Origin of the sequence: Bacillus sp. FSL K6-2819 (genome assembly GCF_038008305.1) — a bacterium.
GTDB classification, from domain to species: domain Bacteria; phylum Bacillota; class Bacilli; order Bacillales; family Bacillaceae; genus Bacillus; species Bacillus amyloliquefaciens.
In genome coordinates this window covers 2,656,759-2,670,512 of the sequence record NZ_JBBOYV010000001.1, presented here as the reverse complement: position 1 = coordinate 2,670,512, position 13,754 = coordinate 2,656,759, and the positions used below count along the sequence as shown (strand labels likewise).

Sequence of the window (13,754 nt, the reverse complement as noted above, 5' to 3'; positions counted from 1 at the left end):
CTGATGTAAGAGGGAGGGGTGCAGGTGAAAGAAGAGACATTTTATTTAGTGCGTGAAGACGTTCTGCCTGATGCGATGCGGAAAACCCTTGAAGTCAAAAAGCTGCTGGACAGAAAAAAGGCTGAATCAGTTGCAGATGCCGTGCAGAAAGTCGATTTAAGCAGAAGCGCTTTTTACAAATACCGAGATGCGGTTTTCCCTTTTTACACCATGGTTAAAGAACAAATAATCACACTTTTCTTTCATTTGGAGGATCGGTCAGGCGCATTATCACAGCTTTTGCAGGCGGTAGCTGACTCAGGAAGCAACGTGCTTTCCATTCACCAGACGATTCCGCTTCAGGGCAGGGCAAATGTCACGCTCTCAATCAGCACGTCCGCAATGGAAGAAAACATTCATACGTTAATGAATAAACTGAGAAAATTTGATTTTATAGAAAAAGTTGAGATCTTAGGGTCAGGCGCGTAAGGAGAGAAGAGAAACATGAAAGTCGGTTATTTAGGGCCAGAAGCCACATTTACACATCTAGCAGTCAGTTCCTGCTTTCAAAACAGCGTGACACAAGCACCTTATCATACAATACCGGCATGCATGGATGCGGCGGTCGCGGGAGAAGTTGATCTTGCGTTTGTTCCCTTGGAAAACGCGCTGGAGGGCTCTGTTAACTTAACGATTGACTACTTAATTCATGAGCAGCCCCTTGCGATCGTGGGGGAAATGACGCTGCCGATCCACCAGCACCTGCTCGTTCACCCTTCGAAAGAAAATGAGTGGAAACAGCTTGAGAAAATTTATTCTCATTCACATGCGATTGCGCAATGCCACAAATTTCTTCACCGGCATTTTTCGGCCGTTCCTTATGAGTATGCGAAGTCAACCGGTGCGGCTGCTAAGTATGTGAGTGAGCACCCGGAACTTCCGATCGGCGTGATTGCAAATGAAATGGCGGCCGCTACATACGGATTGAGCATCGTGAGGCGGGACATTCAGGATTATCAGGATAACCACACGAGATTTGTCATTCTTTCACCTGAAAAAGACGTATCATTTGAAGTGAGTGCGAAACTGTCTTCACGGCCGAAAACGACGATGATGGTGACGCTTCCCCAAGATGACCAATCAGGCGCGCTGCACAGGGTGCTGTCCGCTTTTTCATGGAGAAACCTTAATTTATCAAAGATCGAATCGCGCCCGACAAAAACGGGTCTCGGCAACTATTTCTTTATTATTGATATTGAACAGGCGATGGATCAGGTGCTGATTCCCGGTGCCGTTCAAGAGATGGAAGCCCTCGGCTGCCGGGTCAAGCTTCTGGGAACATATCAATCCTATTCCATATAAAAAAAGCCCTTTCAGAGGGCTTTTTTTTAATCTTTTATTAATATCCCTGCCTCATCCAGCGCTTGGCATGCTTGGTCAATCCGCTCTTTTGTCGGTGCGCTTAACGTATGGAGATGCACGCCTTCGGTCAGTTGTGAAAGGTACGCGGCATTTGTCGAGTTAATGTGGTTCATGAATTGTTTGACTTCTTTCCGTGTGCTCACTCTTATGGCGGCGGTTAAATCGCCGTATACGGGGTGTTCAATGATGACGTCCTTTATGGTGACACCTTCATCGACAATGAGTTCAAGCTCTTCTTCCGTTCGCTCCGGGCCATGCAGACAGGCAACAATCCGTTCAACATGATTTTCGCTGCCGGCGTTCATGCTGATGTATAAATAGCCTTGGCTTGTTGCGATAATCGGCTCGTTTTTTGCTTTCAAGAGTGATATGTCCTGCACGATCACCTGTCTTGAGACATTTGCTTTTTTGGCCAATTCGCCCCCTGTTAATGGTGAGCCGGCTTCTTTCAGCCAAAGAAGCAGCATGTCGCGTCTTTTCGCCCCCGTGAGCTTCGTTCCTTCTGTCAAATTGCTGATTCTCCTTTCTTTTGCTCCCATAGCGCCGTTAATGTATGTATCAGCATATCAAGCTGTTCACATGTTGTTTCATTTCCGAATGAGATCCGGAAAAACTGCCGCGCTTCCCGTTCGGTTTTCCTCAGCGCCTTCATAGCTGAAGAAGGGCCTTGACTGCCTGCGGAACATGCGCTCCCGGTTGAGATGCAAATATCGTTACGATTACATTCTAACATAACATATTGTCCTTCAAAGGAGTGAAAAAAACACCCGATGATGTGGGGCAGGCATTCACCGCCGGTTTCTTCCTCCGAAAATGAAATGGGAAGGCCCTGCAGCCGAATTTGTTCATAAAAATAATTCCTCAGCCTGTCAGCGTGCTCACGGTGTTTCTCCATGTGTTTCACCGCATACTCCGCAGCCGCGGTAAAAGCGCCGATAGCCGGCACATTCACCGTACCGGGCCTGAACCCGTTTTCATGCACGGTATGCGGATAAACCGGCTTCCAGCTGATGCCGGGCCGAATGTAAACAGCCCCGGTGCCTTTCGGGCCGTATACTTTATGGCCGGAGACGGAAAGGGCGTCGATTCCCGCCTGATCCGCATCAATCGGCAGTTTGCCGAAACTTTGAACACAATCGCAATGAAGAAAAATGTTTCTCTGATGGAGAAAAGCGGCCAGACGTTCCACAGGCTGGATGAGGCCGGTTTCTGAATTGGCGTGCTGTATGGAAACGAGCCCCGTGTCAGGACGCACATGAGCCGCAAGAATGTCCTCGGTTATAAGGCCGTTTTTGTCGGGATAAATGACAGTGACGTCAATGCCCTGATCAGCTAAAAACGCCGCGGCATTATGGATCGAATGGTGCTCCATTGCGGTCGTAATAAAATGTTTTTTGCCTGCGGGGAGACCATGCAGCAATGATTGGACGGCCAGAATGTTCGCTTCCGTGCCGCCGCTTGTAAAATAAATGCCGTCTGCCGCACCGCCGATCAATCTTCCTGCAGACTGTCTGCAATATTCCAGCACATCCGCCGCTCTTCCCCCGGCGTCATGAAGGCTGCTTGCATTTCCGTATACCTCTGTACTGAGCTGCTGAAAGACTTCAGCGGCTTCTTTGCTTAATGGCGTTCCCGCCGCGTAATCAAGATAAATCATACAGGCCGTCTCCTATCCGTTTCTGTTAAAAAAAGCTTGAGTTTATTTTATCGTTGTGTAAATATAGGTGTCAAGACAGGTGTAAATAAAACAGGAGGGTGATGTATGTCTGAAAAAACAATTATCATCATTGGTTCGGGGACGGCGGCCCTCGCCTGTGCTTCTTCATTTCCTCCGTCATACCAAGTGACCGTCATTACGAAAAGAAACGTAACGAACAGCAATTCGCATTATGCTCAAGGCGGGATTGCCGTTTCATACGCAACAGATGACTCCATTGAATCCCATGTAAACGATACACTGTATGCGGGATGCGGGCACAATGACGTGACAGCCGTGCGGCATTTGCTGCAAAGCGGACAAAGTATGATAAACAGGCTGATAGAAGATCAATTTCCATTTGATATGAAATCAGACGGAACGTTTTGTCTCGGCAGGGAAGGCGCTCATTCCAAAAGAAGGATTCTTCACGCCGGGGGAGACGCAACCGGGCGGATTTTGGTCGGGTTTCTGCTTCAGCAGCTGAGGGACGGAATCCGGATCATTGAACACGAAACGGCGGTTGATCTTTTGATTGAACACGGACGGTGCGCAGGCGTTGCCGTAAAGGATGCTTCAGGTTCAGTTTCTTACAGAAGAGCAGATTGTGTAGTGCTGGCATCAGGCGGCTGCGGCAGTCTGTATCAGTATCACACAAATGATTCCTCCATAACGGGCGACGGCATCACTCTTGCCTTTCGTGCGGGAGCCGAGATCACAGATATGGAGTTCACCCAATTTCACCCGACCCTCCTTGTGAAAAGCGGGACTGCGTACGGGCTGATTTCTGAAGCAGTGAGGGGAGAAGGCGGATATTTAACGGATCGCTCCGGCCGCAGGATCATGGCGGGCAGACACGCACTTGAAGATTTGGCGCCGCGGGATGTCGTGTCACGGGCGATTTTTGAAGAAATAATGAAAGAAAACCCCGTTTTTATGAATTGCAGCCGCATAGCTGACTTTAACAAACGCTTTCCGACCATATCAGGCATTTGTAAATCAGCGGGTGTTGATATTGAAAGCGGAATTCCCGTAGCTCCGGGAATGCATTTTTTAATGGGAGGAGTAAGAGCCGATACATGGGGAAAAACGTCTGTGCCTGATCTTTATGCCATTGGCGAGACCGCCTGTACAGGTTTGCACGGGGCAAACCGCCTTGCGAGCAACTCACTTCTGGAAGCGCTGGCAAGCGGACAAAGATGTGCTGAACATATCACGCAAACGCCATTAAATGGACGATATCAAAAAGCTTCGAAGAAATCTGACGTCATCTTACAAGTGCCGGATACAACGCTTCACATGCTCCAAGCCAAAATGACAAGCGGAGCCGGCATCATCAGGGAGAAAGAAAACATGCAGGCGCTGGCATCCTGGCTTAACAAAGTATCTGTGCATCATATAAATGTGAAGGATATCACAATAGAACAAGCCGAACTATCCTGCTTATGGCAGACTGCACAACTCGTCGTGTCCTCTGCTCTTATCCGGGAAGAAAGCAGAGGCGCTCATTATCGCGCTGATTTTCCCGGGGCAGAGAAAAAGTGGCACGGAAAACAAATCATTCATTCAACATCAGGAACAGTTATCAGAAAAAACGAAGGGATTGGGGAAATATGAACATTCTGCAGCTGAAACAAATGCTGACACGTTTTTTTCAGGAAGATATCGGAACGGGTGATGTGACGTCACAAGCGATTTTTTCTGATGAGCATTGTAAGGCGAAGATCATCGCAAAAACGGACGGCGTGTTTGCCGGGGAAGCCGTTATCCGTGAAGGATGGGGGCTTTTACACAATGACATCCGCATCCGTTCCCTGAAAAAAGACGGAGAGCGGATGAAAAAAGAAGACGTGCTCGCTGAAATAGAAGGCCCGGCGGCGGCTCTTCTAACGGGAGAACGGGTCATTCTGAATCTTATCCAAAGAATGTCAGGCATTGCGACAATGACGGATGAGGCCAAAAGGCGTCTTGATGATCCGTCCATTAAGCTTTGCGATACGAGAAAAACGACACCCGGGCTCAGAATGCTGGAAAAATACGCGGTCCGAATCGGAGGCGGCTGTAATCATCGCTTCGGCTTATATGACGGCATCATGATTAAAGATAATCATATTGCCGCCTGCGGATCGATAAAAGCGGCGATGGAGCGGGCGCGAAAAGCGGCGGGGCAGATGCTTGCGGCAGAAGTGGAAATTGAAACCGAACAACAGCTGCTGGAGGCAATAGACGCAGGCGCAGACGTTATTATGTTTGACAACTGCCCGCCAGAGACCGTCCGGCGTTTTGCAGGCATGACACCGGGCCATATCAAAACGGAAGCATCCGGCGGCATAACGCTGGACACATTGCCCGATTATAGAGGAACAGGCGTACACTATATTTCACTGGGATTTCTGACTCATTCAGTAAAAAGCGCCGATATCAGCATGGATGTCGCGACAGAACAGGGGGATTTTTCATAATGTCTATTTTTGACGTGTTAACTGCATCAGATGAAATGATGCCGAGCCATTATAAAAACATGAGCACCCGTGAAATGGAGAAGCGGGTCGCCGAAATTAAACGGTCCTTCGGAAAGCGCCTGTTCATTCCGGGACATCACTATCAAAAAGATGAAGTCATACAATTCGCCGATACGGCTGGTGACTCCCTGCAGCTTGCCCAAGTGGCCGAAAAAAATAAAGATGCGGAATACATTGTGTTTTGCGGCGTGCATTTTATGGCGGAAACGGCTGATATGCTGACCGATGATAACCAAACCGTCATTTTGCCCGACATGCGCGCCGGGTGCTCGATGGCTGATATGGCAGATATACAGCAGACGGACAAAGCATGGAAAGAGCTTCAAGAGCTGTACGGTAACACCATCATTCCGTTAACATATGTTAACTCGACGGCGGAAATTAAAGCATTCGTCGGACGGCACGGCGGGGCGACCGTCACCTCTTCGAATGCCAGGAGCGTGCTGAAATGGGCTTTTAAACAAAAAGAAAGAATTTTATTTTTGCCGGATCAGCATTTAGGCAGAAATACAGCTTATGACCTCGGCATTCCGCTGACAGAAATGGCCGTATGGGACCCGACGCAGAACCGTTTGCTTACTGATCACCCGGAAAATATTAAGGTCATCCTTTGGAAAGGACATTGCTCCGTACATGAAAAGTTTACAGCGGAAAATATCTCTCAGCTGCGGCAGCGGGATGCTGACATCCGTATTATCGTTCATCCCGAATGTTCGCGGGAAGTGGTCTCGCTCAGTGACGACAGCGGATCTACCAAATACATTATTGATACGATTGAACAGGCTGAACCGGGAAGCAAGTGGGCAATCGGCACGGAAATGAATCTTGTTCAGCGCCTCATTCACTCGCATCCGGATAAACAGATTGAATCACTGAATCCGGATATGTGTCCGTGTCTGACAATGAACAGAATTGACCTTCCGCATTTGTTGTGGTCGCTTGAGCAGCTTAAAAAAGGCGAGCCGAAAGGTGTCATTAAAGTGCCGAAAGCGGTTCGGACAGAAGCGCTTCGTGCTTTAAACAGAATGCTGAGCCATACGTAAAAATAAAAAACTCCCCTCCTTTCCAAATTTTTTATCATCATGCCCAGCTCGCCTGCATATAGTGTGAAGAAACGTATTGTAATGACAAATGTACCGTTCACGTTTTGTGCATAGGAGGGGAAAACGTTGAAAATTCATATCGTTCAAAAAGGCGATTCGCTCTGGAAAATAGCTGAAAAATACGGAGTTGATTTTGAAGAATTAAAAAAATTGAATAATCAGCTAAGCAATCCAGACTTAATTATGCCTGGAATGAAGATAAAGGTGCCTTCAGAAGCCGTTCCGGTCAGAAAAGAACCAAAAGCAAACTTCGGAACGTCTGCGCATAAGCATGAGCATCCATATGCTAAAGAAAAACCGAAATCAGTTGTGGACATCGAAGACACCATAGCGGAAGAACCAAAGCCGTCAATTCCGTATGTGCCGCCGATCCCTGAAAAACATGAAAATGTGCTGCCGGAAGCTGATATGAATCAACATTATCCGTCCAATCAGCTGTTTCAGCCGTGGTCGCCTCCTAAGCCGGAGGAACCGGTGACTCATTTTGTCGAGCCGAAAGAGAAGGAGTATGACAATAACATTCCACAACAGGAGGCAATGATCAACATGGAAAACGCGAATTACCCGAATATGCCAAAGGCGCCTGAAGTCGGAAAGATGGAAGAAGAAAACGCCGCTTATCATCTGCCGAATATGCCAAACATTCCGAATGTCCCGTTTCCGAATATGCCGGCCGTTGAACCGTTTATGCATTACCCGATGCCGTGCATGCCTTGTCCTTGTCCGGTTCCGGTGACGCCGATGCTGCCGGGTTCGGGATTATGCCACCCGTTCTTCCCGGTAGGCGGCGGTTTCGGCGGTTTTGGAGGCTTTCCGGTAATGCCGATGCCATATTCGTACGGATTCCATCCGGGATTTGGCGGTTATGGTGAATATGAAAACCAGGCTCATGAAAACGCAGAGCATTATGGCGGTTTCGGAGGTGCTTCGTACGCTCACATGCCGTATTACGGCGGATATCCGTCACATCACGCAAACGCGCCTCATCACGATGGAAAATATAAGGATGATGATTGCGGCTGTCATGATAATTCACATCATCACCATCATCACCACGGGTCTCATCATCATCACGCAAATATGCCTGTGCAGCCATTTCCGAATGTGGGGGCAAATGCCGGATATTTTATGCCTTACGGCGGAGCAAATCCCAATGTCTCGCCTAATCAGCCGAGTCCAAATCAAGTATTCGGACGGCCGGAGGAAGAAGAAGATTGATGTTTCGGAACGATGTATGTCGTTCCCTTTTTTATGTCCAAATGTGGAATGGTCATAACTGACAAGCTTAAACCCGCCGTCGGCCGCACATCCTAAACATGAGCGAAAAAACGCTCACACAGCGATGAATCCACGGGGGGTTTTTCCATTGGGCAAAAAATTGATGACGATCGCAGGCGTTTTAGCCGTGACGGCAAGCTTAACGGCATGCGGAGCAAATAATGCCATGAATGACGGACGCTACAATCAGACAACACGTCCGGTCGGGTATTATTCAAATGATAATGATAACGGCAGACGCCAGTACGGCATGGACCATCAAGGACCTGTTTCTGAAATGATGGAAAACCGAAACGGCCGCCGAAATACGACAAACGTGTCTTACCAAAATACGCCGAATAACGGGGTTCCGTTAACAACGGACGGCACATACAACGGCCGCAACGTCAATACGCCGCCGGCCGCGATGTCTTATAATGGGTACGACAATGCCGAAAACATCAGAATGGCGGCAAAAATTGCAAACCGCGTGAAGAAAGTAAAAGGCGTACAGGACAGTCAGGTTATCGTGACTGACACGAGAGTCGTCATTGCTGTCAGAACAAATCATCCATTTACAAAAAATGATGATAAACATGTCAAGCATGCAGCCAAAAAATTCGCGGACGGCCGCACAATTCAAGTGTTTACCGATAACGCGACTTTTACGAAGCTTCAAGACATGAACAAAAACAGCCGTTAGACTTAGACTGCCGGATGATTCCATCCGGCAGTATTTTTTCATCATTTCTTTACATATTTTTAAAACGCTATTTATATTGCGCTGTTATCATAAAAACAATATAAAACGTAACGGAGGGGCCGGGATGAAAAAAACAGAGCATGACAATAGCAGCGGGACAAAAACTGTGTATCTGACTGTAAGAGGATACCGCCTCAAACTGACGCCCGGACAAATGAAACTGATTTCAGCCAGCCGGGCTTAATCATCGGGGCAGCCTTCCGTTTGGAGGGCTGTTTTTTTCGGCTGAAACAGACAATAGAAAGAAAACGATTAAGCACCGGCATCTTTGGTCAAACTAGCATCAAGAGTTTGATTGAATAAAGAGGTGTTATTGGTGAAACGAATTTGCGGTGTGCGTCTTTTGATTATGCTTATCTTATCAGCAGCAGTCCTGATTTGCGGAGGAAACGCCGCATACGGGGCAGAGGTTGAGCATTACGGGCCGCTTCGGGTGCATGTCCAGCTGGAGAAGGTCTATCTGGACGGTGATGTCGGCATTGAGCATACGGATGAAACCGTTTTGGCGATGGAGGACTTTTGGGCCGCATATGCCGGCTGGACGCTCGTTGAGCAAAAAAAAGGCTTCGTCCTTTTCCGTAAGCATGTTGATGATATTTCTCCGCTCAGTAAAGTAAACGGTTATATCGGTGTCACAGACGGGGGCGTCATTTCCACTTTTCACGGCCGTCCCGGATCGCTGGCGGAACCGATCCAGTCTTTCTTTCAGATTGATTTAGAGCGGCTGGAAAGCCGATTGCAAAAGCACTTGGAACACGGTATACCGTACAGGACAAAAGCGGAGTTTGAGAGCGTGATCGATCATATTAAGACTTACAGCGGCTGACTTTGACGCAAGACATGTTACACATGTCTTTTTTTTCTGAATGAAAAGTGTCAAAGCGAACATACGTTAACTTTTCTATAAGACTTTGGCTGTTTTTGTGTTACAATGATAAGCAGTCAAAGAGGTGAATAGGTGTGATTGAATTCGTGAAGGGGACGATTGATTACGTATCGCCCCAATACATCGTGATTGAAAACGGCGGGATCGGCTATCAGGTCTTCACTCCGAATCCGTTTATTTATAAGGTAAGCAATCAAGAGACCATTTTTACGTATCATCATATAAAAGAAGACGCCTTTTCTTTGTATGGCTTTTCAACCCGGGAAGAAAAAGCGCTTTTCACAAAGCTGCTGAATGTCACCGGCATCGGTCCGAAAGGGGCGCTCGCCATTCTCGGTTCCGGTGATCCGGGAGCCGTCATCGAAGCGATCGAACAGGAAGATGAAGCCTTTTTGGTGAAATTTCCTGGTGTGGGCAAAAAAACGGCACGGCAGATTATTCTTGATTTGAAAGGCAAACTGGCCGATGTCGTGCCTGAAATGATTGACAACCTGTTCAATCATGAAGCGCGCATTGAAAAACAAGAGGCTGAAACGGCGCTTGATGAGGCGCTTGAAGCGCTCAGGGTACTCGGCTACGCCGAAAAAGAAATTAAAAAAGTGCTTCCTCACTTAAAAGAGGAAACGGCGCTTTCAACAGACCAATATGTGAAAAAAGCATTGCAAAAATTATTAAAGTAAGGTGATGTTCATGGATGAACGGCTCGTTTCAAGTGAAGCAGACAGCCATGAATCAATAATCGAGCAAAGCCTCAGGCCGCAGAACCTCGCCCAGTACATCGGGCAGCAGAAGGTAAAAGAAAATCTGCGCGTGTTTATCGATGCGGCGAAAATGAGGCAGGAAACGCTTGACCACGTTCTTTTATACGGGCCTCCGGGTCTCGGAAAAACAACGCTCGCGTCTATCGTGGCCAATGAGATGGGTGTGGAGATGCGGACGACGTCAGGCCCCGCTATCGAAAGACCGGGAGACTTGGCAGCCATTCTGACGGCGCTCGAACCCGGGGATGTGCTGTTTATAGACGAAATTCACAGACTGAACCGGTCAATCGAAGAAGTGCTGTACCCGGCGATGGAGGACTTCTGCCTTGATATCGTTATTGGAAAAGGCCCGTCCGCCCGCTCCGTCCGCCTTGACCTTCCGCCTTTTACGCTGGTAGGAGCGACGACCAGGGTCGGCTTATTGACCGCGCCGCTCAGAGACCGGTTCGGGGTGCTGTCCCGCCTTGAATACTATACGCAGGAAGAACTGACAGATATCGTGTCAAGAACGGCTGAAGTATTCGAAGTTGAAATCGAAGAAGCCCCGGCTTTGGAAATCGCCAGACGGTCAAGGGGAACGCCGCGGGTTGCAAACCGGCTTCTCAGAAGGGTGAGAGATTTTGCCCAAGTGCTAGGTGACAGCCGCATCACGGAAGAAATCGCTCACGACGCGCTCGAACGTCTTCAAGTCGACGCACTCGGCCTTGACCATATTGACCATAAGCTGCTGATGGGCATGATTGAAAAATTCAGCGGCGGTCCCGTCGGCCTTGATACGATTTCCGCGACAATCGGTGAAGAACCGCATACAATAGAGGATGTGTACGAACCGTATCTGCTTCAGATCGGATTTCTCCAAAGGACGCCGAGAGGACGGGTCGTGACCCCGGCTGTGTATGAGCATTTTCGATTGGAGGCACCCGCCTGTGACTGAATTTCCGAAGATTCTCATGGTTCTCGGTGCTGTTTTGCTTATTGTCGGCGCAGTCTGGCACTTTGTCGGAAGGCTGCCCGGAGATATTTTCGTTAAGAAGGGAAATGTCACATTTTTCTTTCCCGTTGTCACTTGTATTGTGATCAGTGTGATACTATCCATTCTGCTCAATTTTTTCGGCAGAATGAAATAACAATAGACAGAATAAAGGTGAAATGATGAAAGTCGATTTATTTGATTTTGAACTGCCTGAACGCCTCATTGCCCAAGTGCCGCTGAAAGAGCGTGACGCATCGCGGCTGATGGTGCTTGACAAACAGACGGGCGGACTGACGGACAGTTCATTTAAAGAGATTGTCAGCTTTTTTAAAGAAGGGGATTGTCTCGTTTTGAACAATACCCGTGTGCTGCCCGCCAGATTATTCGGCACAAAAGAAGATACGGGAGCGAAAGTGGAGCTCCTTTTATTAAAACAGGAAGAAAACGATACATGGGAAACGCTCGTAAAGCCGGCGAAACGCGTAAGAAAAGGTACGATTCTGACATTTGGCGACGGCCGGCTGACAGCGGTCTGTACGGAGGAGCTTGATCATGGCGGCCGAAAAATAAAATTCCGGTACGACGGGATTTTTTATGAAGTGCTTGAATCTCTCGGTGAAATGCCGCTGCCTCCTTATATTAAAGAGCAGCTTGATGATAAAGAGCGGTATCAGACCGTCTTTTCAAAAGAAATCGGTTCTGCCGCCGCCCCGACGGCCGGACTTCATTTTACGGAAGAGATCCTGGACGAGCTGAAGCAAAAGGGCGTGCGGATTGAATTTATCACCCTTCACGTGGGGCTCGGCACTTTCCGCCCAGTCAGTGCGGATGATGTGGAAGAGCATAACATGCATGCGGAATTTTATGAAATGACGGAAGAAACCGCCGCCTCTTTAAATGAGGTCAGAAAGGCGGGCGGACGCATCGTGTCGGTCGGAACGACATCAACGCGCACCCTTGAAACCATTGCCGGCGAGCATGACGGCGTATTCACCGCTTCAAGCGGCTGGACGTCCATCTTCATTTATCCGGGATATGAATTTAAAGCGATTGACGGCATGATCACTAATTTTCATCTGCCGAAATCCTCGCTTATCATGCTTGTTTCTGCGCTTGCCGGCAGAGAGCATGTGCTTTCCGCCTACCGTCATGCGGTAGAAGAGGAATATCGTTTCTTCAGCTTTGGCGACGCCATGCTGATTATCTAATTTGAATGACAGGAGGCCTCATACAAAATGGCTGAACAACCGATACGTTATGAATTTATAAAGGAATGCAAACAAACGGGAGCGCGTCTGGGCAGAGTTCATACGCCCCACGGCTCCTTTGAGACGCCTGTATTTATGCCGGTCGGCACGCTTGCTACGGTGAAGACGATGTCTCCGGACGAGCTGAAATCTATGGATGCGGGTATTATTTTAAGCAATACGTACCATTTATGGCTCCGCCCGGGACATGACATCGTAAAAGAAGCAGGCGGGCTTCATCAGTTTATGAACTGGGACCGCGCGATTTTAACGGATTCCGGCGGTTTTCAGGTCTTTTCATTAAGTAAGTTTCGTAATATAGAAGAAGAAGGCGTTCATTTCCGCAATCACTTAAACGGAGACAAGCTGTTTTTATCTCCGGAAAAAGCGATGGAAATTCAAAACGCCCTCGGTTCCGATATCATGATGGCGTTTGATGAATGCCCTCCGTACCCGGCAGAGTATGATTACATGAAGCGCTCTGTGGAACGGACCAGCCGCTGGGCCGAACGCTGCCTGAAGGCGCACGGACGCTCTGATGAGCAGGGGCTGTTCGGAATCGTACAGGGCGGAGAGTACGAAGACTTGCGGACACAAAGTGCCAAAGACTTGGTTTCGCTTGATTTTCCGGGCTATGCCATAGGCGGATTATCTGTCGGCGAGCCGAAGCACGTCATGAACAGAGTGCTTGAGTTTACAACTCCGCTTTTACCGAAGGACAAGCCGAGATATTTAATGGGTGTGGGTTCACCGGATGCCTTAATTGACGGCGCCATCCGCGGCGTTGATATGTTTGACTGCGTGCTGCCGACCCGGATTGCCCGAAACGGCACGGTGTTCACGAGTGAAGGGCGCCTGAATATGAAAAATGCCAAATATGAGCGCGATTTCCGTCCGATTGACGAAGAGTGCAGCTGCCATACATGCAAAAATTACTCCCGCGCTTACATCAGACATTTGATCCGCTGTAATGAAACGTTTGGAATTCGATTAACAACTTACCATAACCTTCATTTTCTGTTACACTTAATGGAGCAGGTCAGACAAGCTATCCGGGAGGATCGTCTTGGTGATTTCCGAGAAGAGTTCTTTGAGCGTTACGGCTATAATAAGCCAAATGCGAAAAGCTTCTAAATAAAAACCAT

The 13,754-nt window shown here is 48.3% G+C and carries 16 protein-coding genes; 14 read left to right on the top strand and 2 right to left on the bottom strand.

Translation table 11 applies throughout. The annotated features are described in order from the left end of the window. The first annotated feature begins 24 nt into the window (after positions 1-24). Both thrR and pheA read left to right on the top strand, forming a co-directional pair. Complete coding sequence (thrR, locus tag MHH91_RS13945) at positions 25-468, top strand: transcriptional regulator ThrR (protein WP_007408173.1); 444 nt, start codon at positions 25-27, stop codon at positions 466-468. A gap of 15 nt (positions 469-483) precedes the next feature. After that, a complete protein-coding gene (pheA, locus tag MHH91_RS13940) occupies positions 484-1,341 on the top strand; it encodes a prephenate dehydratase (protein ID WP_013353053.1) in 858 nt (285 codons plus the stop codon). A gap of 26 nt (positions 1,342-1,367) precedes the next feature. Here the strand turns inward: pheA and MHH91_RS13935 are convergent, their stop codons facing one another. Then, positions 1,368-1,910 carry a transcription repressor NadR gene (locus MHH91_RS13935; protein WP_013353052.1) on the bottom strand — a complete coding sequence of 181 codons (543 nt, stop codon included), beginning with the start codon at positions 1,908-1,910 and terminating at the stop codon, positions 1,368-1,370. Beyond that, positions 1,907-3,058, bottom strand: coding sequence for an IscS subfamily cysteine desulfurase (locus tag MHH91_RS13930; RefSeq protein ID WP_013353051.1), 1,152 nt, complete (start codon positions 3,056-3,058; stop codon positions 1,907-1,909). The genes MHH91_RS13935 and MHH91_RS13930 overlap by 4 nt, the downstream gene beginning before the upstream one ends. A gap of 105 nt (positions 3,059-3,163) precedes the next feature. On the opposite strand from MHH91_RS13930, the gene nadB reads away from it, so the two are divergent. The 12 genes from nadB to tgt all read left to right on the top strand — a co-directional run bounded on the left by nadB (position 3,164) and on the right by tgt (position 13,743). Beyond that, positions 3,164-4,714: an L-aspartate oxidase gene (gene nadB, locus MHH91_RS13925; RefSeq protein ID WP_014472145.1), complete on the top strand. Its 1,551-nt coding sequence runs from the start codon at positions 3,164-3,166 to the stop codon at positions 4,712-4,714. Next, a complete protein-coding gene (nadC, locus tag MHH91_RS13920) occupies positions 4,711-5,559 on the top strand; it encodes a carboxylating nicotinate-nucleotide diphosphorylase (RefSeq protein WP_014472144.1) in 849 nt (282 codons plus the stop codon). The genes nadB and nadC overlap by 4 nt, the downstream gene beginning before the upstream one ends. After that, complete coding sequence (nadA, locus tag MHH91_RS13915) at positions 5,559-6,662, top strand: quinolinate synthase NadA (RefSeq protein ID WP_340978117.1); 1,104 nt, start codon at positions 5,559-5,561, stop codon at positions 6,660-6,662. The genes nadC and nadA overlap by 1 nt, the downstream gene beginning before the upstream one ends. A 126-nt stretch (positions 6,663-6,788) precedes the next feature. Continuing rightward, on the top strand, positions 6,789-7,940 hold the full coding sequence (safA, locus tag MHH91_RS13910; RefSeq protein ID WP_014470777.1) for a spore coat assembly protein SafA: 1,152 nt from the start codon (positions 6,789-6,791) through the stop codon (positions 7,938-7,940). Positions 7,941-8,088: 148 nt separating this feature from the next. Continuing rightward, complete coding sequence (locus tag MHH91_RS13905; RefSeq protein WP_014470776.1) at positions 8,089-8,682, top strand: YhcN/YlaJ family sporulation lipoprotein; 594 nt, start codon at positions 8,089-8,091, stop codon at positions 8,680-8,682. A 124-nt stretch (positions 8,683-8,806) separates the two neighbouring features. Further along, positions 8,807-8,926, top strand: a complete 120-nt coding sequence (locus MHH91_RS20850; protein ID WP_014470775.1) for a hypothetical protein — start codon at positions 8,807-8,809, stop codon at positions 8,924-8,926. A gap of 165 nt (positions 8,927-9,091) precedes the next feature. Next, a complete protein-coding gene (locus MHH91_RS13900; protein WP_038463270.1) occupies positions 9,092-9,568 on the top strand; it encodes an intercompartmental signaling factor BofC in 477 nt (158 codons plus the stop codon). Positions 9,569-9,702: 134 nt separating this feature from the next. Next, entirely contained in the window at positions 9,703-10,308 is a 606-nt protein-coding gene (gene ruvA, locus MHH91_RS13895) for a Holliday junction branch migration protein RuvA (RefSeq protein ID WP_003152683.1), read from the top strand. A 10-nt stretch (positions 10,309-10,318) separates the two neighbouring features. Then, the gene (gene ruvB, locus MHH91_RS13890; protein ID WP_013353043.1) at positions 10,319-11,323 is read left to right on the top strand and encodes a Holliday junction branch migration DNA helicase RuvB; all 1,005 of its coding nucleotides are present in this window, start codon (positions 10,319-10,321) and stop codon (positions 11,321-11,323) included. Further along, positions 11,316-11,516 carry a DUF2905 domain-containing protein gene (locus MHH91_RS13885; protein ID WP_013353042.1) on the top strand — a complete coding sequence of 67 codons (201 nt, stop codon included), beginning with the start codon at positions 11,316-11,318 and terminating at the stop codon, positions 11,514-11,516. Before ruvB ends, MHH91_RS13885 begins: the two co-directional genes overlap by 8 nt. A gap of 25 nt (positions 11,517-11,541) precedes the next feature. Beyond that, the gene (gene queA / locus MHH91_RS13880) at positions 11,542-12,570 is read left to right on the top strand and encodes a tRNA preQ1(34) S-adenosylmethionine ribosyltransferase-isomerase QueA (protein WP_013353041.1); all 1,029 of its coding nucleotides are present in this window, start codon (positions 11,542-11,544) and stop codon (positions 12,568-12,570) included. 27 nt (positions 12,571-12,597) lie between these two features. Further along, positions 12,598-13,743 (top strand): tRNA guanosine(34) transglycosylase Tgt, encoded by a 1,146-nt coding sequence (gene tgt / locus MHH91_RS13875; RefSeq protein ID WP_014472142.1) that lies wholly within the window; start codon positions 12,598-12,600, stop codon positions 13,741-13,743. The last annotated feature ends 11 nt before the right edge of the window (positions 13,744-13,754 follow it).

Excerpts from the sequence above, each read along its gene's own strand:
- ruvB (WP_013353043.1), top strand. The coding sequence starts at position 10,319 with ATGGATGAACGGCTCGTTTCAAGTGAAGCAGACAGCCATGAATCAATA.
- tgt (WP_014472142.1), top strand. The coding sequence starts at position 12,598 with ATGGCTGAACAACCGATACGTTATGAATTTATAAAGGAATGCAAACAA.
- nadA (WP_340978117.1), top strand. The coding sequence starts at position 5,559 with ATGTCTATTTTTGACGTGTTAACTGCATCAGATGAAATGATGCCGAGC.
- nadB (WP_014472145.1), top strand. The coding sequence starts at position 3,164 with ATGTCTGAAAAAACAATTATCATCATTGGTTCGGGGACGGCGGCCCTC.
- MHH91_RS20850 (WP_014470775.1), top strand. The coding sequence starts at position 8,807 with ATGAAAAAAACAGAGCATGACAATAGCAGCGGGACAAAAACTGTGTAT.
- nadC (WP_014472144.1), top strand. The coding sequence starts at position 4,711 with ATGAACATTCTGCAGCTGAAACAAATGCTGACACGTTTTTTTCAGGAA.
- pheA (WP_013353053.1), top strand. The coding sequence starts at position 484 with ATGAAAGTCGGTTATTTAGGGCCAGAAGCCACATTTACACATCTAGCA.
- queA (WP_013353041.1), top strand. The coding sequence starts at position 11,542 with ATGAAAGTCGATTTATTTGATTTTGAACTGCCTGAACGCCTCATTGCC.
- MHH91_RS13900 (WP_038463270.1), top strand. The coding sequence starts at position 9,092 with ATGCTTATCTTATCAGCAGCAGTCCTGATTTGCGGAGGAAACGCCGCA.
- MHH91_RS13930 (WP_013353051.1), bottom strand. The coding sequence starts at position 3,058 with ATGATTTATCTTGATTACGCGGCGGGAACGCCATTAAGCAAAGAAGCC.